A 22,942-nucleotide genomic window follows, 5' to 3' on the forward strand; every position below is an offset into this window, starting at 1 on the left:
ATATTAACGTTTTTGATACTCTTTGACAGTATCGTAAGCTACTTGCTGCAAATACAATGCCACCTCAGGACTTAAGCCAGCGTTATATTTAAGGCCAACCGGAGATTGGTTAAATAAAGTGGCATAAGTTGTTGCTGCCGATAGATAAGTGCCCGCCACACTGGGATGGCGCTTATCAGGGGCATATAACTCCAAGTCAGGCTTTAAAGCGATCGATTTAGCAAACGCTAAACCAACCGGAATTACCAAAACACCATTCTCATTACCTGCTGCAGTATAGGCATCTGCCAGTGGAATGGTCATGTCAGGTTTATCTTTGTAAGCCCATGACATAAAGAAGACTGGTACAGAGCCGTTGCGCTTTACAGTATCGCTATGCTTCTTTGCGTACTCTGTAAAGACAGACTTCATTTGGGGATGGATGGGGCATTGGCTACAGTCCATCAAAATAGCGGCATCGAATAATGGTTGACGCGTAGGATTCATCACCACATTGTTCTGAGCATCAAACGAGTATTTTCCAATGGCATTTGGACGGAAATAAGAGTCGACATCATGCCAATCAAAACCCGATCCACTAATCGTAATCATACTTTGGCGAAGTGGAGCACCCTTCATTCCCTCAGCAACCATTGGCCCAAGGTTGCTAATAATGCCGTTATTGAAATAGAAAAAGCTATTCCCAATAAAAGCAACTGATTTTGGCGCATCCTTAGGATAACTTTGAACAGTTGGCTTTTGCTGTGCAAAGGAAATACTCTGCGCCAGTACCAGATACAGCGCAAGACCAAGTAATTTAGAAATTTTCATAGGGTTCCAGATAATCGTATTGTTCTTGTAGATTATTTAAAGAGTTTTACCAAAAATGCATCAATCTCACGAGTTGATTTTTGGGTAGCGTCATCATCTCGCCCAACATGCGGATCTAACTGGACACACGCATCAGAATACTGAAACTCTTGATTTGTTTGAGTATTAATCAAGATCCCTTCTGTCTTTTCAGTAATAGTGCAAGCCCTCACTGTTTGCGCATTCTTAGAAATAACTGGCGGCACTGTTCCTAAAGGTGAATCAAAGGCATGAGGACCAAAGTCATATTCGAATAACTCGACATTTTGCTTGGCTGCTTTTAACTTATTAACATAGGTCTTGCATGCGCCAATAGGGTTGTAATCATCTGCCCTGCCGTGATGCAATTGAATCGGCTTACCTGTAGTCTTATCGTCACCGATATAGCTCGTAACACAATCAGCGTAAAAGGGAATATGGGCTGCAAACACTGTGCCGCTCTTATTCCACTGCTTATTAAAGCGCTCAACACTCGCAAATAAGCTTGCTTGGCCTCCCCTTGAGAATCCCATCATGACAAACTTGCTGGAATCTAAACGAGGATGCTTAGCCAAAATCTCCATTGCTCTATAGCTATCTAGGATGAGATTTAATCTACCTAATAAAGCCTGATTAGGGCCAACCACTGTTAAACCTCGACCTGTAAAGCCATCCAAACTAAAGGTGGCATAGCCCTGTGCTAAAAAATGATTGGACCAATATTCCACATTGGGCCCGATACCACTAGAACCATGAACTAAAAAAATTACTGGAATTTTTTGACTGACTGGCTTTTGAGGAAAGCGCAAAATACCATTAACAGTCACTTCTTTACCGTTCTTATCACCTTGTAAAAACTGCTTATCCGAAATAGTTAAGGTGGGGATGGAATAAATTTCTGCGCGGGTAGGATAAACAATCTCAGTGCCGGCTTGTGCGGACAAGCATAGCGTTGCCAGGGTGGCAATCAGTAAATACTTCATCAGTTTTAGTCTCCAAAAAACGATTAATAACGACTTATTTTTATGTATCTATATCGTTAAAACATCTTACCTGAAGCTAGGGCAAAAATCCTAAATCAGGCTTACTTCGCCATCCACTGGCTAAGCTTCTCTTTCCACCACTTAGCCTGGCCTGTTGTGGAATGGCCTAAAGTCTGCTCATTCGCAGGGATCAGATAGAGCTCTGACGCTTTCACGCGTTTTAATTCTTTTTGCATGATGCCTAGCTCAGGGGGGTTTCTTTCGTCATCAGCCGAATTAATTACCAATACCTTTGCTTTAATCTTTTCAAGATCTGGGCCTGGATTAAAGTCCCGTGAAGACTCCCATTGGTATAGAAAGTCGTTGGCATCCATCGTTAAAGGATTATTGAGCTTTTCATTAACGAGCGCATCGGCTTTTTCGCTATTGGGCGCTAAGAATTGCAGATGCTGATTACCGCCAGTAGTAGCAAAAGGATAGAAGACGCTTGCAAAATGAGCGCTCTTGGGTTGCACTTCATAATTTCCGCCATTCCAGGCGGGATCACGGCGAATCGATTCAGAGATAAAGCGTCGCATTATCCAATTACGGCCCGACATCGCACTCGGTGTCGATGCCATCGGCGCTAAATAGTCTGTAAATCCTGGATAGTTCGTCCCCCATAACCAGGTCTGCATGCCCCCCATGGAATTACCTAAGACTAGTTTGAGATGTTTGATACCCAAACCTTCTGTTACTAGGCGATATTGGCCTTGGACCATGTCACTGTAGTTATATCTTGGAAATTGCGCCTTCATCCCATCCGAGGGTTTGCTAGATTTGCCTACGCCAATCGCATCGGGAATGATGATGAAATACTTATTCGCATCTAATGGCTGACCAGCCATAAACAACTCACCACCAAAATCTTTTCCCAGCATACCTTTTGCTGAACCTGCAGTCCCATGGAGAATCAGTACAGCAGGATTATTGGGATTACCCAAGGTGACATAGCCAATCTTGGCTTCCTTTAAAGTCTCACCCGTATGAAACTGAAAATCTTTTGCAATCCATACGCCCTCTTTTTGATTTGGGTAATCATTCGCAAAACAAAATGGGCTAATAATAGTCAGAAGTGTTAGAAGTATTTTTTTCATATTAGGTTCATCACTTTTGTCTCACATGCCTTCCAAAGACACTAAAGAATTATTGCAAAGCCTCTAATACTGCCTTGGCCATTGAAGCAGTATTGCCTTTGCCATTAATATCTCCCGTCCTAGCATTAGGATTGGCTAATGCGACTGTGGTTGCCTTTGACATCGATCTTGCCATCGCTACAGCCTCTGGGATATTCTTACTATGGCCAAGCCAATCAAACATCATCCGAGTCGATTCAATCATGGAGTATGGGTTGGCAATGCCTTGACCTGCAATATCTGGAGCCGATCCGTGGGTAGCTTGCGCCATCACTACATCACCATCGCCGATGCATAAACCCGGCGCCATTCCTAAACCGCCAACCAGGCCCGCAGCTTCATCTGACAAGATATCGCCAAACATATTCGTTGTCACTATCACATCAAAGTTTTGAGGATCACGTACTAGGCGCATTGCCATAGTGTCAACAATCACGTCGTCAACGAGTACATCTGGATATTGAGGGGCCAGTTTTTTACACTCCTCTACAAACATCCCGCAGCCCAGCTTAAAGACAGTGTCTTTATGAACATAAGTCAAATGCTTCTTTCGTTGGCGCGCTAATTCATAGGCAGCTTGGGCTACACGGCGACTTCCTGTTCTCGTAATAACGCGCATAGAAAGCGTGATTTCATCGCTTGGACGAAATTCGGCATTTCCAAGCAGCATGTTTCGATCTGGCTGAAAGCCTTCATTGTTTTCGCGAACAATCACTAAATCAATATCATCACGCAGACATCCAATATCGGGATAAGAACGTGTTGGCCTTACGTTTGCAAATAAATTAAATTGCTTACGTAAAATAGGATGGGGGTTGATGGCATTGGCTTGCTTCGGATATGCGCGATGACCAATGGGCCCTAATATCCATCCATCTAGAGTACGCAATGTTTCTAGCGTCTCCGGTGGCAGAGTATGCCCGTGAGTATCGAGTGCACGTCGCCCGATTGGCAAAGGCACCCACTCAATATCAACTTGATGAAGTTTGGCGGCGGCTTTAGCAACTTCGACTGCAACCGGCACAATCTCATGACCAATATCATCACCCTCTAAGATTCCAATTCGTAATTTCTTTGACATGACCTACTCTTCCAATTGAATATTGCGAGCTTTTGCCAGGACAGACCATCGCCTAGTTTCATCTTTAATAAATTGACCGAATTGCTCAGGAGACATCGGCATGGGCTCGACTGCTTCGATCAATAACTTCTCCCGCATCTCCGGGAGTTTCAGCGTAGCAATTTGGGTTTCATTCAATCGCTTCACAATATCAGACGGAATACCAGCTGGACCAACCGTGCCATACCATTGCATTGCATCAAAACCTTTAAAGCCCAACTCTTCCATAGTAGGTACATCTTTTAATACGGAACTGCGTTTTGACCCTGTGACCGCTAATGCACGCACCCTGCCCGACTGAATGTATTGCAAGGCCGCAGCTAAACCCGGGAACATGGCTTGCGTTTGACCTCCTAATAAATCATTGATTGCTGGAGCAATCCCACGATAGGGAATATGCAGAATATAAAGACCCGTCTCTTGCTTAAATAATTCCATCGTCATATGAGTAAGAGATCCTTGGCCAGCAGTGCCGTAGCTCAGCTTTCCTGGATTCTTGCGCACATAGTCAATAAATTCCTTCATATTTTTTACAGGAATCTGACTATTCACAATCAAAACATTCGGTGTAGCACCAATCATGCCAATGGGGGTGAAATCTTTAATAGGGTCATAAGGGACCTTGCGTGTCGCAGGATTTGTGCCATGGGTAGCAACATAACCCTGCATCAAAGTGTAGCCATCAGGTGCTGCCCTCATCGTAGTCTGCGAGGCAATCACTCCGCCACCGCCACTTTGGTTTTCGACTACAAAAGTTTGACCTAGTATTCGGCCCCAACGTTCAGTAACTACACGCGCAATCATGTCGTTGCCACCACCAGCAGCAACAGGAACAATATAGCGGATGGGTTTTGAGGGATAAGCCTGGGCCCTCACTGAAAGCGGTAAAGATAGCGCAAGAGACAAGCCTAGAAAATGGCGACGTTTCATATATAGTTGAAAATTAAGGGGCCAAAAACATAGCATAGCCTAATTACATTGTTCTATATAAAGAAAAAAGGGCTACTGAGGTAATATGGACTGCCCTGTGGACAAAATAGTGCACGACCCATTATTGTTAGGCCTAAATAAAGCGATAGCTAACCAGGTTATTCAACATGTTAAAAGATTCGGTACAGATCAAAACCTACCAGATGTCAGAAAGGTCTGAGAACCTTGACTTCGAAATTAGAGATTGGCGCATTAGAAATCCCCTTGTTACGCCCCATAGGCATGAGTTTTTTCAAATTCATGTCAATGTGAATGGCGGCTCAAAACACGGTATTCGAAATGTTGAATCCACTTATCCAGATAATTCAATCATTTTTATTCTTCCATACCGGGTCCATTACAGCATCCCAGCAGAAAATCCCGATTACCACATCATCAATTTCAATAGAAGCTTCCTCGGCCCGAATCTGACCGCAAACTTATTTGAGACCGAAGAGCTCATTGCACTTGAACACCCAGAAATTATTCCATTTCTTTATCAAGGTGCAATCAACTTCAACTTCAGTGATGAGCAGTTTTCATACATACTGAAGCTAGTTCAACAAATGCACCAAATTAATAGCATGCGCAATATGGGCTGGAGAGAGAGAATCCGAGGCTGCCTCTTAGACCTCATTGGATACGCTATGGAGAGCTATTCAACAGAAATTACTCGCCTATTAAATACCCAAACAAACCAGAGTAGCCAAACTGAGTCATTTAAACGGGTGATTCAGTTTATTGACAAAAATATGAGTTCAAATTTAACCCTTGAATCGGTTGCCCATTCTACTTTTTTATCGCCTAATTACATTTCACAATTATTAAAGCAAAAGACTGGATTAGCTTTTGTAGGATGGCTCACCATGAAGAGAATGGAAAAGGCCCAAGAGTTACTGCTGATGACAGATAACCGAATTTCAGATATTGCAAACGAGGTTGGATTTGCCGATGAGGGCTACTTTACGAGACGGTTCAAACAAAAATTTAATTTTTCACCAAGCGAGTTCCGTGCCCAGAGGCGGCATTAACGCTGGATCAAATTGGAATTTCAGGAAACTCGCTGATATACGATTTCAGCAGTCCATTTTCTCGAACATGACTTTCGATGATCACTTTAGCAATATCATAAAAAGAGATCACCCCTACTAGCCGCCGATCCTCTACTACCGGCATATATCTCTGATGGTTGCTCACCATGAGATCGTGAATCTTGGTCACTTCATCATCTAATGAAGCTGTAATAGGATTTCTAATCATGACAGTATCGACAGTTAATTCAGCAACTGGTGGGGTTGGACCCTGCCGCAATTCTTTTTGTCTTTTAGCAAGAATATTAATCACCTCTCTAAAGGTGAGAAGCCCTACAACCTGTCCCCCATCAATCACCACCAAAGAGCCTAAATTTTGATCGCTCATCATAATGACGCATTCAGACAACTTCATACTTTTAGGGGCTGTTGATACTGCGCCACCCTTTTCTCTTAATAAATCAACGATCTTCATGAAGCACTCCTGGGTCGGTAATACGTGCCAATAAAATGGAACATCTATGCTCTTAAGCTTTATACCAATCTGGTTTTGATAAATTTTGGCTCGAGATAGTCTTGAATACCAAAGGCACCACCCTCCCTGCCAATTCCGCTTTGTTTAACGCCACCAAAAGGCATTTCAGCGCTTGCAATGGCCAATTCATTGATGCCAACCATACCCGCTTCAATACGCTCACTAGCCAATGCAGCAGTCTTTAAAGATGTTGTGAAGAGATAAGAGGCCAAGCCGTAAGGAGTTGAATTAGCACGCTCAATCACCTCATCGAAATCAACAAAACTTGCGATTGGCGCGATTGGGCCGAAAGGCTCATCGATCATAATCCGTGCATTATCGGGAACATCAGACAATACCGTTGGAGCAATAAAGTTTCCTTTACTAAAGCCTGCTGGGGCAGATCCACCCGCAAGCAATTTCGCACCTTTATCTATTGCATCGGCAATTAAATTATGAACATGATTTAGACCACGAGCATTAATCATCGGCCCCATACCCACATCAGGATTTAAGCCATCACCAATCACCATGGCCTTAGCGAAGGCTGCAAAAACATCACAGAACCTCTGATAATGTGATGCATGGACATAAAAGCGTGATGGAGAGGCGCAGACTTGACCACAATTTCTAAACTTAAAGCGGGCGCACATCTCTGCTGCCGCTTCAATGTCTGCATCTTCAAAAACGATTACAGGAGCATGACCACCCAATTCCATGGATACTTTTTTGATGCCATTAGCGGCCAATTGCAATATTTCTCTTCCGACTGCAGTTGAGCCCGTTAGAGTGACTTTTTTGACGATTGGTGATTCCACCAAATACTGAGATATCTTTCTAGAATCACCGGTCACTAAATTGACAACATCTACTGGCAGCCCTGCATCCATTAAGGTTTGAATAATAGCCATCCCAGAACCAGGGGCCTCACCAGCTGGCTTTAAGATCACAGAGCACCCGGCAGCTAAACCAGCAGCTAGCTTTCTGGCTGGCAACAAGGCAGGGAAATTCCAGGCAGAAAAAGCAGCAACTACACCAACGGGCTCCATTCGAACACCCATCCGGATTTCAGGAAGCCTGGCTTCAATTGTCTGCCCGTAGATTCTTTTGGTTTCTTCTGCATACCATTCAAATTGATCAGCTGCATCACGCCACTCGCCTTCTGCCTGAGCAATGGGCTTCCCTGTTTCTGTAGACATCATGATCGCGTACTGACTATTACGCTCTCTGAGCAAATCCGCAGTTTTGCGTAGGATTGCACTGCGATCCCATGGAGAGATTGCTCGCCAAATATTAAATCCTTTTTGGGCGCTATCTAAAGCCGCTTGTAGATCTGATTCTGTAGCCGCAGGAATAAGGCCTATTAATTCGCCAGTTACAGGACTGCTAACCTCTTTAACCTGTAGATCCGATGCAACAACCCATTTTCCATTAATAAAACAACCATAGTCCTTGTATAGACCAAAATTTGCTTTTTCCATTGCTCTCTTAATTAAATATTACTAGAAAGGTAGATGTCCTGTACAGACTCACACCAATTACCTACGTTCCAACTACCGTATGCACCAAGTCCGCCGCGCTCATCCGTTCCAGCATAGACAGGCACATGCAAAACAGATAGTCCGTCATATGAATAGGCGCTCTTTAAAGCATCTTGCAAAGATTCTAGAGAGCCCTCGACAGCAAATGCTTTTACTCCAGATACAGAGGCTGCCAACTGAACATAGTCAACAGCTACGGAGTCATTTGTCCGAAAGTCTTTTCCATATTGAGCATGCTGAAGACTAGAGATCGCAGCCATTCTGCGGTTATCAAATATGACAATCATGCCCTTTGCATGATGCTGAACAGCACTAATTAAGGCTTGTGGATTCATCATGAATGAACCATCACCTGTAAATGCAATTCCATACTTTGGCTTATCTGCCATTCCATTAGAAATCACGGCACATGTTGCAAAACCCATATAGGACGCCCCAGTTTCGGTATACGTCTCTCCAGGAAGATCATCCTCAACTGTCTGAAATCCATTGGCCTGAACATCACCAGCATCAAAAAATTTAATAGCATGATGCTGTTTTGCAAAATCACAAACCGCTTTAATTGCAGCCGGCTGCGTTAAGACTGGACTTCCCCACACTTCATCAGTGATTGTCTTGACACCTTGAGTCCGACTTAAAAAACTTTTCCATTCATTTTTTTTCTGGGCGCAATCGCTTAGCCACACTTGTTTCGCACTCAAGTAGTCGTCTGACTTTGGGAACGCAGCAATGAGTTGCTCTAAGATGCTGCCAATGTCTCCATACAATCCAATGGTGTTGTTGTAATGATTTAAATCGGCAAAGTCGCCATTAATATTGATTACTTTGCTTACTTGCGGGTAGCCCACTCCAGAGCAGTCAGACTGACATACGGCGCGTGAGCCAATCACAATCAATAAATCAGCATTTTGCATAGCGTAGTTCCCGCTAATCGATCCCTTGCTGCCACCTACATGCATATTTAACGGGTCATCATTTGCCAAGACGCCAGTAGAGCCTGGTGATAGCACTACTGCTGCGCCCGCTAATTTGGCAAACTTTCTTAATTCATTAAAAAATGGTCGGCTCCCACCACCAGCCTTGATAACTACTTTCTTAGATTTACAAATGGCTTTTACAGACTCGTCAATCAATTCCTGATCTCCGACTATCTGTTTGGATGCACAGGGTTTGAGCGGCATCGCCTGTAAATTAAAGTGATTGATAACCTGGGGTTGAGTATTAATGGGCATCAACAAATAAAATGGTCCAGCCTTTACAGGATTGAAGACAGTCTGAACGCCTAGACGCAAAGCGTTGCGAATTCCTTCAGGGGTATGCAGTACATAGGACTTACCCATTACCGCGGTTAACTGACCATATAAATGCTGTTCTTGCTTGGGGATTTGCTGCATGTTGTAACCTTCACCATAGGTCGTTTCATCGCCATAGATGTGGTAAATACCAACCCCATTGGATGCTGCTGCTAAGGAACCAGCCATCGCCTGTAATGCACCTGGACCAATAGAGGTGACTACTGCGCAAACTTCTTGATAGACCCAACTTAGCGCAGTGCCTGCATGCGCCATCTCAACCTCATTACGAAAGTTATATACCTTAGTAACGCCAGCCTCAGTGTAAATACGCAATATTTCACCGAGATGAGTGGAGCCATGACCGAAAATTGCAAGGTACTTTGTAACACCCTGTCTTAAAAGACCTAAGACAAGCGCTTCGGAAAGGCAAACCTGGAAATTTTGGACATCATGCGTAGCGATAAATTGCTCAATCCCACCCGCCTTTGCAATTGCTTTTGCGCGGATCTCAATACCCTCAATACCTGGCTTATTCAACAATTACATTTCCTTGCTTATTAACTTTTTAATTATTCTTAAGTGTTTGCTTCATAAAGCTCGCTACTAAATAATTTTCTGATGCAATATCTTTTAAGAATTGCATTGAATCAGCATACGAAGCTACACATCCATTTTTTTCACACTGCTTTTTAAATTCAGGCGAGGCTAAGGTTTTTTGCATGGCTGCTTGGATGCGTGCAGAAATTTCTTTTGGAGTTCCCTTAGGCGCAGAAACCCCTCGCCACATATCAGCCTGAAATTGAATCCCCTGCTCTGCAGCGGTAGGCACATTTGGAAATGCTGGTTCACGACGTGACCCCAGTACTCCGAGCACACGAAGGCCACCACTATTCACGAAAGGCATTAGCGCTCCAGGGGCCTGAACGACAGCTTCAATATTGCCCCCCATCAAACTAGTTACCACCTGAGAGGAAGAATAAGGTACATGGGTTACTTTGACACCTTGAGCATCAAAGAATGATGCGCCTGCATAGTGAGTAAAACTTCCAACACCAGAATTACCAACCCGCACTTCTTCGGGGTGCGCCCTAACGTAATCAAGCATATCCTTCAGATTTTTCCAAGGCGAATCAGCCTTCACGGCAACCACTGGGAGTTCAATAGTAGCCCGAGCAATATGGTCAAAACCTTGATAGTCAACGTTCAATGCGCCTGAATAATAGGTCGATAAAATCGAGTTTGAGCTCCAAACTAATGAGTATCCATCGGGGTTTTTGCCAGCTACATATTTGTAACCAATGGCACCACCAGCGCCAGGTTTATTGTTCACAACAATCTGAGTACCAAGTTCTTTGGAGAGATTATCAGCAAATATTCTAGCCACAATGTCAGCTGAACTCCCTACTGGAAACAAAACTACTAGCTCAATGGGTTTGTCTGGATATTTATTTTTTACATTTTGTGCAAAGGCACAAAAAGAAACGAAGAAAAACAAAGTGCAAACAATAATCTTTAGATTTTTATACATAAAATCACCTCCAACTCGATTTGTTTAGAATGAATTCTTATTCAGTAGTTACAAACTCTTCCTGCTCAACTCTGCGTTTGATTACTTTTTTCTGCTTCAAGATTCCAGCTAATACCTTTTCAGGGGTTGCTGGTAAAGATGTAATCCTGACGCCCACCGCATCGTAGATAGCGTTAATAATTGCTGGGGCAGTTGGCGTGATACATGGCTCACCAATTCCTTTTACTCCAAGCGGCGTTTTTGGATCTGGCTCAGTAAGTAAAACTGAATGAATATTCGGGATATCTAAGGTCGTTGGCAAAATATATTTTGCAAAGCCTGGAGTTGTAACCTGCCCTTGATGTTGCGTGTACTCTTCCATTAAGGCGTGCCCCACGCCCATGACAATACCGCCCTCAATTTGTCCCTCCACCTGCTGAGGATTAACTACTTTGCCTACATCATGCGCGGCCCATACTCCAAGCACTTGCACTTCGCCAGTGTCCAGATCCACTTCTACTTCAGCAATTTGCGCCCCAAAAACATAGCTTTGCCATGGAGTCGCCTCTCCGTTATCGGGATTTAATGGAGTGTGAGCTGAGGTAAACAATCCACTACCGACAATGACGATACCTTTATCCTTTTTGAGATGATGGGTTGCTTCAGCCATAGACATCTTCATTGTTGGGGAGTTCTCTACCCAAACTTGACGGTTTTGGGCATGAATCGAATTAGGATCAACACCCCAATAATCACCCATGGCCTTTTTGAATTTAGACATAGCTTCTCGACAGCCTACTGCAACAGCATTGCCGATCATATAAGTCATACGTGTCGCACCAGCATGAGCCGCCTCTGGAACCCGAGCAGTATCGTTATCAGCTAAAACTATATCGTCAGGTCTAACGCCCATTTCATGAGCGGCAATTTGGCATAAACCCGTCAATATTCCTTCGCCAATTTCAGTAACGCCAGTTGCAATCTTGACGGTTCCACCATCATCGAGCTCTACCCAAACGGCGGCACGATCCATTGCCGCTGTTCGCGCAATGCCATACCAACCACAGGCTACTCCACGTCCGCGCTTTTTCATACTTCTTCCCCCTGCTTTAGGTGAGTGCCTAAGGTGCATGATTGACGTATCCCGCTTTGGCCAATGTCCTTACGCGATTCTTTTCCACTACCGTGACGATTGGGTGCACCTTGATCCCAACCAGCTAAATCAACTACCGCATTTAAACAATCGACTGCCAACACCCGATCAATTTTTTGCCTAGTGTGGGTAGTTGCCCCATCACGCATTAGATTCATCATCCGCAACTGAATCGGGTCCATTTTGAGTTTCTCGGCACACAGATCTAAGTGCGCCTCAGTAGCAAATTCAGATTGGAATGCACCAAAGGCACGCATTGCTCCGCTTGGAGTGTTGTTGGTATATACGCCAATGGCATCCACCCAAACATTTTCAAGTTGATAAGGTCCTGGCCCCAATATGGCAGACTTATTCATGACGCCAGGTGTAGACATTGCATAAGCACCACCATCAGAAATCATGACCATCTTGGTCGCCACAATTTTGCCGTTCTTCTTAAGGCCCATCTTGTATTGAATGGAAAATGGATGTCGTTTGGCGCTAGCAATAAAACTCTCTTCACGCGTAAAGACATAGCGCACAGGACGACGAGATTTAATGGCAGCAAGTGCCAACATGCCTTGATAAATCATATCCTCTTTACCACCAAATCCACCGCCAACAGTACTCATAATCATGCGCACTTTATTGATCGGTCTGCCTAAGATTTTTGCCAAGGCATGGCGATGGTGTGTAATATTTTGGCTTGGTGAATGCACTGTGACACATCCATCGGACTCTACATAGGCCAAGCCAGCCTCTGGCTCTAAATAGGCATGCTCGATTTTGGCAGTTTGATATGTCTCCTCCACAATCAAATCAGCCTGCTTGAAACCCTCTTCAACATCACCTTTGCGAATTTTTGTATGTTTAGTGATATTGTTTTTTGCAAAATCATGCAGTTGTGGTGCACCATCTTTTATTGCAAGATGCGGATCAAATACGCCATCTAAAACTTCGTACTCAACCTTGATGAGCTTCGTTGCTGCCATGGCAAGATCAAGCGTCTGGGCAGCAACTGCAGCGACCGCCTCACCCGTATATCGAACGTAATCTCTAGCCATGATTGGCTGATCTTCGATAAAGACCCCAAAATTATCAATTCCGGGGACATCTGCCGATGTCAACACAACTTCAACACCAGGTATTGCCAATGCCTCAGAAGCGTCAATCGAAATAATTTTGGCGTAAGCATAAGGACTTCTTAATACTGACATATGCAGCATATTAGGCATCACCATATCTGCCGCATACTTTACCGAACCTGTTACCTTGCCGGGAGCATCTAAGCGAGGAGTCCGAGCACCCATCACCGGCTCAAGTAGATCTTCCTCAAGACTTGAATCTAGAATTTTTTTATTAATAACATCGCGCGCCAATTCAACAGCATCAATAATTTTTTGATAGCCAGTGCATCGACAGATATTGCCGCCTAAACCTTCTTTAATCTGCTCACGATCAGGATTAGGCATCTTTCTTAACAAGGATGTCGCAGCCATGACCATGCCAGGAATGCAATAACCGCATTGACTTGAGCCACACTTATGGAAGGCTTGCTGAAGCACTGTTCTGCCAGCATCGCGATCTAAGTCATCCACCGTTTCAACCGTGGCGTTCATAATTTTTTGAACTGGCATCAAGCAGCTTTTTACTAAAACACCATCCACAAACATTGAGCAGGTTCCACACTCACCCGCACCACAGCCTTCTTTGTTGCCAGTTAAATGCAATTCTTCTCTTACAAAATCAATCAATCGATAATGATTTGGCACGCTACGGGAAACCATACGGCCATTAACTGTAGCGGTGATCTCCACAAGAGGATGCTCACCAATTTTTTTGTCTGACATTGATGAATGTAATTTAGGCACAGATCTGCTCCTCACCGAATCGGGCTACGGTAATACCACTTTGATTAATTGCAGAAATAATGCCTCTTTCAACGAAGTTGACTAAGACTTCTCTGCGGTATTCATGACGACTGCGCGAATTGACAAACTCACTAGCCTGCTCTGCAATTTGATGCACAAGTTCACCAGTAATTTCTCTACCGATTAAGGCTTTCTCTAAATCTACTAACCTCTTGGGTACTGGACCTACTGCGCCAATGCCGATGCGAATATCGGCCAATGAACTCTTATTAGATGCAGCCTTAGCAATCACTGCCAGGCATACAGTTGAGATGACGAGAGAGCGACGATGGCCTACTTTTTCATAAGCGCTTCCACAAGCCCGCATTGAGTCACACTCGAACCCTAAAACCAGCTCTTTATGCAGCATGGCGGTTTTGCCAGGCCCATGAATAAACTCCTCCAAAGGAATACTGCGCTCCAAAAGGCTGCCATTTTCACGTCTGATCAATTTGACAGAGGCATTCAAGGCCAATAAAGCTGGCTGAGAGTCTCCTGCCGGAGAGGCATTAACAACATTGCCCCCTACAGTGGCTTGCTCACGAATTTGATCATCCGCAAACCAAACAGCGCACTGAGCCAATACAGGAGCATGCTCTCTTAAGATGGAATTATTCTGAAAATCAGCAATCGTCGTCATGGCACCAAATGACAAGTCATTACCAGACTGCCGGATATATTTAAATTCAGGGACCTTGCTAATGTCAATAACAGAAGCAAGATGAACATCGCCTGCTCTACCATAGCGAGCCCACGGCAAAATATCGGTTGCTCCAGCCAATATTCTTGATGCGGGGTGCGCATCAAGAATATCGAACACTTCAGCAAGCGAACTGGCAACTACGTACCGGTCATAGGTCAACATGTAATGACTGCCTAGTCTTTGCGCATCTTCACAACTACCTTAATTGCATCCTCAATACGCTCACGCGCATATCTCAATGCAGTAGGCACATCTTCCAATGGGAAGGTATGTGTGTGAACTAACTTAGCAGGGAACCTCTTTTGAGCCATTAATGATGCCGCTCTGTGGGTAGCACTTCTACCTTCACCACGAATACCGTAGAGATAGATATTGTTTCGCACTAATGCAGCGATATCTACTGGAACTGGTTCACCTGGAAAGGCTGCTAAACAAATTCGGCCACCACGACGCAGCATGTTTGCGGCATCATTTACAGCATTTGGGGCGCCAGAACATTCCAATACATAATGCGCACCACCATTTGTGTACTCTTTAACCTTGGCAACGGCATCTTCTTTGGTAACGTTGATGGTGTAATCAGCGCCGAGCTTTTTACCGATCTCTAGACGATTGTCACGAGTTCCAGTCAGAATAACCTCGCTAGCACCTAAGGCTTTGGCAACGCCAACTCCCATTAAGCCAATTGGGCCGGGACCCATTACCACGACTGACTGACCTGCAATTAAACCTGCGGTAACGTCTAGACCATACATGGCTGTACCTGCAGTCACAATCAGAGTTGCCTCTTCGTCCGACATATCATCAGGAACATGAACTAAGGTGTTCACGTTATTGACAGCATATTCCAAGAATCCGCCATCAGTTGTGAATCCATTGGCCCGGTGACCTTTATCAACGTCACCGTAATTTTTTCCATAATTCAAACAAGAGGTATACATACCTTCGCGACAACGCTCGCAGCGACCGCAACCCGCATGAATCTCAACCGCTACTCGATCGCCAATTTCAAATTCATCGACACCTTTGCCGAGTTTAACAACAGTGCCCATATATTCATGGCCAGGGGTAAAGTTTTTATTAAATGGCAAACCACCTTGAATCATGGCTGGTGGGCCGCGGTGAATAATTTCAAGATCGGTCGCGCAAACCGCAATCGCATCAATCCTGACTAGGACTTCTGCTGGTCCTGGCTCTGGAACGGGTTTTTCTACTAAAGTTAAAGTATCTGGATCACCCAATACCCATGCCTTCATGGTCTTTGGAATATCCATCAATTTATTTTTTACATCCATTGCATTCTCCTATCCACATTGAGCTTATTGAACTGCTACGGGACTACTCTAAGCAATTGAAAATTGATAAGCAATGCTTTATTAGGGCTTCCATCACTATGTGACACAAGTTCGTGGATTTATCCAAGAAAACCCTAGTTGGGGTTGAGTTCAGGCTGCAGGAGCTGGGGTCATTAACGAAATTAGTGCGCTGCAATAGAATTCAGGGGCGGTCTTTATCCACTTATCTTCTGCAGAAAAAGGGGGGCTTGAGGAATCACTTCGAACCAAACATTTTTTATTCGCTAAGTACAAAAGTAAGCTGTGCTCTAGCACCCCAACCCCGTGGAGTTCCCGGATACTGTAAGGTGGCAGGATACCCGCTAGCGATATATCTTGCCCCAACAGAAAATTCAACAGGTACTTCTCCGATGCGAACTACTTTGCCAATGCCAGCATTAATGGGATTAAAGGTTCTTCGAGCATCGTAGTTATAACTTGATTCACTATCAAGTGAATATACCCAAGCATTTTCAGTGACAAAAGCCATAAAAGGCCATGCTGAAAATACATTAGTAGTTCCAGTGCTAGGGCTTCTCAAAGTGCCTGCGCCAGCTGAACCACCCATATTCCATGACTGGTAAGTTAATATTCCAAAAGTCCATGGCTTAGGCTTCGTAACAAAAACTGCTCGTATACCACCGCCCCATTGTCTACTTCCAAAATCTCCACTTTCTCCAGCTGGAGCTTGAATAAAGGGACCTGCGCCCCAGACTCCTGTTTTATCGGATTTTTGTGTAAAGAAGGTTTCAATTTGGGTTGGACCCATTCCTGCATTATTAATACCATTTACATTCTGGACTTTCACTCCATTCACCTTGACACGTGTAATTGCATTCCAATTTTCAGATACGTCTACCTTAAATCGAGGCCCAAATTGAAGAGTTTGATCAGTGCCCGCTTGATTTGTTCCTAAACCCCTATTGTGATTCCACTGCAATGAAACAAGCTGTAAGTCAGATAAAGGATTAGTCATTTCATAAGCAATATCACTATTACTTTTTTTGACTGAAGCCGAGCTATTGGTGACCTGTGAAAAGGAATAGGTGGGAATCAAGAGAAAGAAAATAATAAGGATTCTAAATATCATGTTCAAGAACTATCTGTATTGGAATATTTATTCTAAGGCACACGAAGATGAAGGTGCTGAGTGGACCTTTTATCTATTGACAATTTGGCGGAGAGGGAGGGATTCGAACCCTCGGTACCTTTGACAGTACGCCTGATTTCGAGTCAGGTACATTCGACCACTCTGCCACCTCTCCGAACCGAAGGGCAATTATAGCGGGCATGCCTAAAATATCCGTGCAACTACAAGGGACTTAAATCTCTTGAATTTAGGTAGTGAGAATCTAATAATCACACTATGAGTAAAAACCTAAACCAGAATAAATTAACCAAGCCTCCATTTGATAGAAAAAAGTTTGCTCAAGAACTTAGAAGGCATAGAGCCTCTATGAAGATGGGCACCTCAGTTATGAATGAGGTCCGATCTGAGCCCCGCTACGAACTAGCCATTAAATCGACTTAAGCACTTCCAAACCACCCAAATAAGGCTGCAGCGCTTTAGGTATCGCAATGCTGCCGTCCACTTGCTGTTTATTTTCTAGTAGCGCAACTAATGCTCTGCCTACAGCAAGTCCTGAACCATTTAAGGTGTGAAGTAATTCTGGTTTGCCTTGCCCTACTTTAAATCTAGCTTGCATACGTCTTGCTTGAAAGTCACCCATGTTTGAGCAGGAGCTAATTTCACGATAAGCATTTTGTGAGGGCACCCACACTTCTAAGTCATAAGTCTTAGTACTTCCAAATCCCATATCTCCTGTACAGAGTAATACTTTTCTGTATGGCAATTCGAGGAGCTCTAAGATTCTTTCAGCATGTCCAGTAAGATCTTCTAGGGCTTGCATCGAATCTTCTGGTTTGGTGATTTGCACCAACTCGACTTTGTCAAACTGATGTTGACGAATCATGCCGCGCACATCGCGCCCGTAACTTCCAGCTTCTGAGCGAAAACATGGGGTATGCGCTACAAATTTCATGGGGAGATCATCGGCATTCACAATCTCATCTCTGACTAAATTTGTCACGGGTACTTCTGCTGTTGGAATGAGGTAGAAGTTTTCAGTTTTAGCCTCTCCATTTCCATCCTCACCACCCATTTGACGAGGGACTTTAAATAGATCTTCTTCAAACTTTGGTAACTGACCAGTACCGCGCATTGAGGCGGCATTCACCATATAGGGTGTATACACCTCTTGGTAATCATGATGAGTTGTGTGGGTATCGAGCATGAATTGCGCTAAGGCGCGATGCAATCTCGCAATCGGCCCCTTGAGCACCACAAAACGTGAGCCACTAATTTTGGCCGCAACTTCAAAATCTAAACCGAGGGGGCCACCAAGATCCACATGATCTTTTATCTCGAAATCAAAAATAGGCTGCTCGCCCCAACGTTTTAACTCTTGATTCTCAGTCTCATCCTTACCGGTTGGCACAGATGCGTCAGGCAGATTTGGAATGCCCATCAAGAAATCAGCAATCTCTGTCTGCAAAATACTGAGACGGCTTGATCCAGATTCCATATCCACATTGATCTGATTTGCTTCTGCCATTTCAGCAGACGCATCCTCGCCCTTACCTTTTTTCATACCAATGGCTTTGGCTAATTGATTGCGCTTAGCTTGCAGTTCTTCGGTACGTGTTTGCAAAGATTTTCGCTCAGATTCCAGGGCGTTGAATTTCTCAACATCTAATTGGAATTTGCGAGTCGCTAAGCGCGCCTGAACAGCGGCGATATCTTTGCGGAGTAATTGCGGATCAATCATCTAATGCTCTATTGGTTTAGGGTAGTTCGTTCTAGGTCTTTAGCGCTAATTAGGCTCTAGTTTAAGCGTAAGACCTCTGCGCCCGCAGGTGGGGCAAAAGTAAAGCGATTTACTGGCAAATTCACATTCAGTTGGATTTTGTCCAAAGTCACCAGAACTACGCTACCTAAGCCATCAAGCAATTCAAGCGCTCTTGGCAAACCATTGACCATACCCACGGAGATTTTGGTATAGGGCTGATCATTCTTCGCATTGGGATTCTTTTTAGGTACTAAAGCAACCCACTTCATTCCTAAGCGCTCTTCTCCCTCAACTAAATCAAAATTCTGATCCAAAGAAGTCTCACCAAACAAGATGGCTGCAGGCGTTGCTGAAAGGGCTTGTCCTGCAGGCCTAAAGGTCGCTTGATTTAAATCCTTATCCCATAAGATAAGTTGCTTACCATCGGTAATCAGTTTCTGTTCGTAGGGCTTTTGCGTATCCCAAACGAATCGACCTGGCCGCTGAAATACAAAATGTCCACGGGTCTCGCGCACTACTTTCAATCCCTTATCTTGCGGCTCATTCGCTTTGGGTGCGCGCAACTGCTGTTGTACAAAATCACCTTCAGCAGTTTTAGAGTTACGCACAAATTGACGTAATTGATCTACGCCACTTTCTACTTGTGCGAAAGCACTATTAGTCGCTAAGATAGTTAAGAGTGAGATTGCTATAGAGCATGCAATCTTCAAGAAAGATGAGTACAAGATTGCTGCCTTATTCAGAGGGGCGATGCAGAATCTCGCGATTGCCGCCATTGCCCATCTTCGATACCAGGCCTGCTTTTTCCATATCCTCGAGTAAGCGTGCAGCTCGGTTGTAACCGATCCGTAAGTGACGCTGTACTAAGGAGATCGATGGGCGCTTATTTTCCAGAACGATGGCAACAGCTTGATCGTAGAGTGGATCAGATTCACCGCCACCTTCCCCAGTCAGTGCATCCATACTGGATTCATCAGCACCTTCGAGGACACCGTCAATATAGTTAGCATCGCCTTTTTCTTTAAGCCACTCGACTACCCGATGCACTTCATCATCCGACACAAAGGCGCCATGAACGCGAACCGGTAAACCTGTACCCGGTGCCATATAAAGCATGTCGCCCATACCAAGTAGCGCCTCTGCACCCTGTTGATCCAAAATGGTTCGGCTATCAATCTTGCTACTGACTTGAAATGAGATACGGGTTGGCACGTTAGCCTTAATCAAGCCAGTAATCACATCTACGCTTGGACGCTGTGTTGCCAATACCAGGTGAATTCCTGCTGCACGAGCCTTTTGTGCGATACGCGCGATGAGCTCTTCAATCTTCTTGCCCGATACCATCATCAAGTCTGCCAACTCGTCAATCACGATTACGATGACAGGCGCTTTGTAGATCGGCTCTGGATCTTCAGGAGTCAAGCTAAATGGATTGGTAAGCTTCTCACCCTTTTCTTCAGCCTCAAGAATCTTCTTATTAAAACCAGCCAAGTTACGCACACCAAACTTACTCATCAGTTTGTAGCGACGTTCCATTTCATTCACGGCCCAATTGAGCGCGTTGTAGGCTTGCTTCATATCAGTTACCACTGGGCAAAGCAAATGTGGGATCTTGTCATACATGGCCATCTCTAGCATCTTAGGATCAATCATGATGAGTCTTACCTCATCAGGCTTAGCCTTAAAGAGCAGCGAGAGAATCATGGCATTTATACCGACCGACTTACCAGCGCCTGTGGTACCTGCTACTAAGCAATGCGGCATCTTTGCTAAGTCAGCAACCATTGGACTGCCAGAAATATCTTTACCTAAGGCCAGTGTTAATAATGAATGGTTATCGTTGTACACCTGAGATGTCAAAATCTCCGATAGATAGACAGACTGACGCGTTGGATTTGGTAATTCCAATGCCATACAGGTCTTGCCAGGAATTGTTTCTACAACCCGCATACTGACCACGCCAAGTGCACGCGCTAAGTCACGAGAGAGATTGACAATTTGACTGCCCTTGACACCAACGGCGGGATCAATCTCATAACGAGTGACAACAGGACCAGGATAAGCAGCGATTACGGTGACTTGCACACCAAATTCAGCCAACTTACGCTCGATTAAGCGGGAAGTAAATTCCAATACTTCTGCAGAGATGGTTTCTTTTACTTCGGGAACGGGATCTAACAATGCCAATGGTGGCAATTCAGAATCGGGAATATCCACAAACAGAGGTTGTTGTTTTTCACGTTCAACGCGCGCGCTCTTCGGAATTTCTATTGGCGCACGCACAATCTGTACTGGTGCAGCAACTTCAACGCGACTTCTAAACACTTCTACAAACTCTTCACGCTCTTCAGCAGCTACTTCGCCCATCTTGCGATCGGCTTCGCTATCGCGACGTTCACGAATGCGGTGAAAAGAAACCTCCAAAAAGCGCCCTACTTTTTCAGCAACATCTAACCAAGAAAAATGCAGGAATAAGGAAAGGCCTGCACACAGACCAAACAGCAAAACAATGGTTGCCCCAGTAAATCCTAGGGACATCTGCAATGGATCACCGATCAATTCACCCAAAATGCCACCAGGCGGCCTGGGGAGCTCCCAGCTAAGAGAATGGAGCCGAATAGACTCAAGACCCATGCTGCAGATTAAAGTCAGCCCAAAGCCCAGCCAACGCACTATTAGTGAATCAGGCTTGGCATCTGGATCCGGGGGCAAAGGGATGCTCCAAAGCTCACGCCAACCATTGAGAACACGGCGCCCAAACAGGGCTACCCACCAAAATGCAGAAATACCGAAGATATAAAGCAATAAATCGGCTAAATAAGCCCCAAAACGGCCGCCCAAGTTCTTGGGAGCCTCAAAGCTAGCATGTGACCAAGCAGGGTCAGCCTTGGAATAAGTCAGCAAAATAGCAAATAAACCGAGGCACAGACCCAAAGAGATAAACCAGCGGGCCTCCAGCAGGAGGCGGGGCATCCTACCCTGCCCCGTGTTATCAGGGGGTACTGGAATTTTGGACTTCGGGTATGCGGTTCTTGCCATGTTCTACCGATTGTAAACAAGCAAACCTATAATTTACATATGACTACAAATACACCCAAACACTCTAAAGTACTTATCCTCGGATCTGGCCCTGCTGGCTATACAGCGGCGGTTTACGCTGCGAGGGCTAATTTGAAGCCCACCCTGATTACAGGCCTAGCTCAAGGCGGTCAATTAATGACCACTACCGACGTAGAAAACTGGCCAGCTGACCCTGACGGCGTCCAGGGCCCAGAATTGATGGAGCGCTTTTTAAAGCATGCTGAGCGCTTTAATACTGAGATCATTTTTGACCACATTCATACGGCAGCCCTCACAGAAAAACCCATTCGCTTAGTTGGTGATTCGGGCACCTATACCTGCGATGCTCTGATTATTTCTACTGGCGCCTCTGCTCAATATATTGGCTTACCAAGTGAAGAAGCATTTATGGGTCGCGGTGTTTCTGGCTGCGCAACTTGCGATGGCTTCTTCTATCGCAATCAAGATGTTTGCGTAGTAGGTGGCGGCAATACAGCTGTTGAAGAAGCCCTCTACCTCACTGGCATTGCAAAGAAAGTGACCGTGATTCATCGTCGCGATAAATTCCGTGCCGAACCCATTTTGAATGATCGTCTCATGGCAAAGGTTGCTGAAGGTAAAGTGGAACTCAAACTGAACTCAACACTAGATGAAGTTCTTGGCGATGAAAAAGGAGTTACTGGTGTGCGTATCAAGCAGCAAGATGGCAGCACTGAAGACATTGCAGTGACTGGCGCCTTTATCGCCATTGGCCATAAACCCAACACTGAACTCTTTATTGGCCAGTTAGATATGCATAACGGCTATATCAAAACCCACTCAGGTTTAGAAGGCAATGCAACCGCTACCAATATCCCTGGTGTGTTTGCTTCAGGCGATGTACAAGACCATATTTACCGTCAAGCGATTACGAGCGCAGGCACAGGTTGTATGGCTGCACTAGATGCACAGCGATATCTGGAAACATTGTCCTAAGTTTTAATTAACTCAG

Annotated in this window: 19 protein-coding genes and 1 tRNA gene; 2 read left to right on the top strand and 18 right to left on the bottom strand. The window is 44.8% G+C overall.

The window, feature by feature from the left end; all coding sequences use genetic code 11:
* Nucleotides 1-3: 3 nt before the first annotated feature.
* From ICN38_RS05830 to ICN38_RS05850, 5 genes are all read right to left on the bottom strand, one after another.
* Nucleotides 4-810 carry a hypothetical protein gene (locus ICN38_RS05830; RefSeq protein ID WP_216256078.1) on the bottom strand — a complete coding sequence of 269 codons (807 nt, stop codon included), beginning with the start codon at nt 808-810 and terminating at the stop codon, nt 4-6.
* A gap of 32 nt (nt 811-842) precedes the next feature.
* Nucleotides 843-1,811, bottom strand: coding sequence for a dienelactone hydrolase family protein (locus tag ICN38_RS05835; RefSeq protein WP_216256082.1), 969 nt, complete (start codon nt 1,809-1,811; stop codon nt 843-845).
* A 101-nt stretch (nt 1,812-1,912) separates the two neighbouring features.
* Nucleotides 1,913-2,947 carry an alpha/beta fold hydrolase gene (locus tag ICN38_RS05840; RefSeq protein ID WP_216256084.1) on the bottom strand — a complete coding sequence of 345 codons (1,035 nt, stop codon included), beginning with the start codon at nt 2,945-2,947 and terminating at the stop codon, nt 1,913-1,915.
* A 49-nt stretch (nt 2,948-2,996) separates the two neighbouring features.
* A complete protein-coding gene (locus ICN38_RS05845; RefSeq protein ID WP_216256087.1) occupies nt 2,997-4,067 on the bottom strand; it encodes an isocitrate/isopropylmalate dehydrogenase family protein in 1,071 nt (356 codons plus the stop codon).
* A gap of 3 nt (nt 4,068-4,070) precedes the next feature.
* Nucleotides 4,071-5,036, bottom strand: coding sequence for a tripartite tricarboxylate transporter substrate binding protein (locus tag ICN38_RS05850; protein ID WP_216256089.1), 966 nt, complete (start codon nt 5,034-5,036; stop codon nt 4,071-4,073).
* Between the two features lie 203 nt (nt 5,037-5,239).
* Here ICN38_RS05850 and ICN38_RS05855 point away from each other — a divergent pair, with 203 nt between their 5' ends.
* Complete coding sequence (locus ICN38_RS05855; protein WP_216256091.1) at nt 5,240-6,106, top strand: AraC family transcriptional regulator; 867 nt, start codon at nt 5,240-5,242, stop codon at nt 6,104-6,106.
* A 7-nt stretch (nt 6,107-6,113) separates the two neighbouring features.
* Here ICN38_RS05855 and ICN38_RS05860 read toward each other — a convergent pair whose 3' ends face one another.
* The 13 genes from ICN38_RS05860 to ICN38_RS05920 form a co-directional block, all read right to left on the bottom strand.
* Nucleotides 6,114-6,581 (bottom strand): CBS domain-containing protein, encoded by a 468-nt coding sequence (locus ICN38_RS05860; RefSeq protein WP_216256093.1) that lies wholly within the window; start codon nt 6,579-6,581, stop codon nt 6,114-6,116.
* Nucleotides 6,582-6,640: 59 nt separating this feature from the next.
* Nucleotides 6,641-8,101, bottom strand: a complete 1,461-nt coding sequence (locus tag ICN38_RS05865; protein WP_216256095.1) for an NAD-dependent succinate-semialdehyde dehydrogenase — start codon at nt 8,099-8,101, stop codon at nt 6,641-6,643.
* An 11-nt stretch (nt 8,102-8,112) separates the two neighbouring features.
* Nucleotides 8,113-9,996 (bottom strand): thiamine pyrophosphate-binding protein, encoded by a 1,884-nt coding sequence (locus ICN38_RS05870; protein ID WP_216256098.1) that lies wholly within the window; start codon nt 9,994-9,996, stop codon nt 8,113-8,115.
* A gap of 25 nt (nt 9,997-10,021) precedes the next feature.
* Nucleotides 10,022-10,984 carry a tripartite tricarboxylate transporter substrate binding protein gene (locus ICN38_RS05875; RefSeq protein WP_216256100.1) on the bottom strand — a complete coding sequence of 321 codons (963 nt, stop codon included), beginning with the start codon at nt 10,982-10,984 and terminating at the stop codon, nt 10,022-10,024.
* 37 nt (nt 10,985-11,021) lie between these two features.
* Nucleotides 11,022-12,056, bottom strand: a complete 1,035-nt coding sequence (locus ICN38_RS05880; protein WP_216256102.1) for a xanthine dehydrogenase family protein molybdopterin-binding subunit — start codon at nt 12,054-12,056, stop codon at nt 11,022-11,024.
* A complete protein-coding gene (locus ICN38_RS05885; protein WP_216256104.1) occupies nt 12,053-13,945 on the bottom strand; it encodes a molybdopterin cofactor-binding domain-containing protein in 1,893 nt (630 codons plus the stop codon). The genes ICN38_RS05880 and ICN38_RS05885 overlap by 4 nt, the downstream gene beginning before the upstream one ends.
* Before the next feature lie 13 nt (nt 13,946-13,958).
* Nucleotides 13,959-14,870, bottom strand: a complete 912-nt coding sequence (locus ICN38_RS05890; protein WP_216256107.1) for a xanthine dehydrogenase family protein subunit M — start codon at nt 14,868-14,870, stop codon at nt 13,959-13,961.
* A gap of 11 nt (nt 14,871-14,881) precedes the next feature.
* A complete protein-coding gene (locus ICN38_RS05895; RefSeq protein WP_216256109.1) occupies nt 14,882-16,003 on the bottom strand; it encodes a zinc-binding dehydrogenase in 1,122 nt (373 codons plus the stop codon).
* A 277-nt stretch (nt 16,004-16,280) separates the two neighbouring features.
* The gene (locus ICN38_RS05900) at nt 16,281-17,018 is read right to left on the bottom strand and encodes a hypothetical protein (protein ID WP_216256111.1); all 738 of its coding nucleotides are present in this window, start codon (nt 17,016-17,018) and stop codon (nt 16,281-16,283) included.
* A 199-nt stretch (nt 17,019-17,217) separates the two neighbouring features.
* Nucleotides 17,218-17,307, bottom strand: a tRNA-Ser gene (locus ICN38_RS05905).
* A 252-nt stretch (nt 17,308-17,559) separates the two neighbouring features.
* Nucleotides 17,560-18,870 carry a serine--tRNA ligase gene (gene serS / locus ICN38_RS05910; RefSeq protein WP_216256113.1) on the bottom strand — a complete coding sequence of 437 codons (1,311 nt, stop codon included), beginning with the start codon at nt 18,868-18,870 and terminating at the stop codon, nt 17,560-17,562.
* 56 nt (nt 18,871-18,926) lie between these two features.
* Entirely contained in the window at nt 18,927-19,667 is a 741-nt protein-coding gene (locus ICN38_RS05915) for an outer membrane lipoprotein carrier protein LolA (protein WP_216256115.1), read from the bottom strand.
* Nucleotides 19,627-21,930 (bottom strand): DNA translocase FtsK, encoded by a 2,304-nt coding sequence (locus tag ICN38_RS05920; protein ID WP_216256118.1) that lies wholly within the window; start codon nt 21,928-21,930, stop codon nt 19,627-19,629. Before ICN38_RS05920 ends, ICN38_RS05915 begins: the two co-directional genes overlap by 41 nt.
* Nucleotides 21,931-21,969: 39 nt before the next feature.
* On the opposite strand from ICN38_RS05920, the gene trxB reads away from it, so the two are divergent.
* On the top strand, nt 21,970-22,926 hold the full coding sequence (gene trxB, locus ICN38_RS05925) for a thioredoxin-disulfide reductase (protein ID WP_216256121.1): 957 nt from the start codon (nt 21,970-21,972) through the stop codon (nt 22,924-22,926).
* Nucleotides 22,927-22,942 lie beyond the last annotated feature (16 nt).

The sequence above is a fragment of the Polynucleobacter sp. AP-Melu-500A-A1 genome, assembly GCF_018882125.1.
Classification (GTDB): domain Bacteria; phylum Pseudomonadota; class Gammaproteobacteria; order Burkholderiales; family Burkholderiaceae; genus Polynucleobacter.

Bases quoted from the DNA above. Each gene is read 5' to 3' on its own strand.
- ICN38_RS05830 (WP_216256078.1), bottom strand. From the start codon at position 810: ATGAAAATTTCTAAATTACTTGGTCTTGCGCTGTATCTGGTACTGGCG.
- ICN38_RS05835 (WP_216256082.1), bottom strand. From the start codon at position 1,811: ATGAAGTATTTACTGATTGCCACCCTGGCAACGCTATGCTTGTCCGCA.
- ICN38_RS05840 (WP_216256084.1), bottom strand. From the start codon at position 2,947: ATGAAAAAAATACTTCTAACACTTCTGACTATTATTAGCCCATTTTGT.
- ICN38_RS05845 (WP_216256087.1), bottom strand. From the start codon at position 4,067: ATGTCAAAGAAATTACGAATTGGAATCTTAGAGGGTGATGATATTGGT.
- ICN38_RS05850 (WP_216256089.1), bottom strand. From the start codon at position 5,036: ATGAAACGTCGCCATTTTCTAGGCTTGTCTCTTGCGCTATCTTTACCG.
- ICN38_RS05855 (WP_216256091.1), top strand. From the start codon at position 5,240: ATGTCAGAAAGGTCTGAGAACCTTGACTTCGAAATTAGAGATTGGCGC.
- ICN38_RS05860 (WP_216256093.1), bottom strand. From the start codon at position 6,581: ATGAAGATCGTTGATTTATTAAGAGAAAAGGGTGGCGCAGTATCAACA.
- ICN38_RS05865 (WP_216256095.1), bottom strand. From the start codon at position 8,101: ATGGAAAAAGCAAATTTTGGTCTATACAAGGACTATGGTTGTTTTATT.
- ICN38_RS05875 (WP_216256100.1), bottom strand. From the start codon at position 10,984: ATGTATAAAAATCTAAAGATTATTGTTTGCACTTTGTTTTTCTTCGTT.
- ICN38_RS05880 (WP_216256102.1), bottom strand. From the start codon at position 12,056: ATGAAAAAGCGCGGACGTGGAGTAGCCTGTGGTTGGTATGGCATTGCG.
- ICN38_RS05885 (WP_216256104.1), bottom strand. From the start codon at position 13,945: ATGTCAGACAAAAAAATTGGTGAGCATCCTCTTGTGGAGATCACCGCT.
- ICN38_RS05890 (WP_216256107.1), bottom strand. From the start codon at position 14,870: ATGTTGACCTATGACCGGTACGTAGTTGCCAGTTCGCTTGCTGAAGTG.
- ICN38_RS05895 (WP_216256109.1), bottom strand. From the start codon at position 16,003: ATGGATGTAAAAAATAAATTGATGGATATTCCAAAGACCATGAAGGCA.
- ICN38_RS05900 (WP_216256111.1), bottom strand. From the start codon at position 17,018: ATGACTAATCCTTTATCTGACTTACAGCTTGTTTCATTGCAGTGGAAT.
- serS (WP_216256113.1), bottom strand. From the start codon at position 18,870: ATGATTGATCCGCAATTACTCCGCAAAGATATCGCCGCTGTTCAGGCG.
- ICN38_RS05915 (WP_216256115.1), bottom strand. From the start codon at position 19,667: ATGGCGGCAATCGCGAGATTCTGCATCGCCCCTCTGAATAAGGCAGCA.
- ICN38_RS05920 (WP_216256118.1), bottom strand. From the start codon at position 21,930: ATGGCAAGAACCGCATACCCGAAGTCCAAAATTCCAGTACCCCCTGAT.
- trxB (WP_216256121.1), top strand. From the start codon at position 21,970: ATGACTACAAATACACCCAAACACTCTAAAGTACTTATCCTCGGATCT.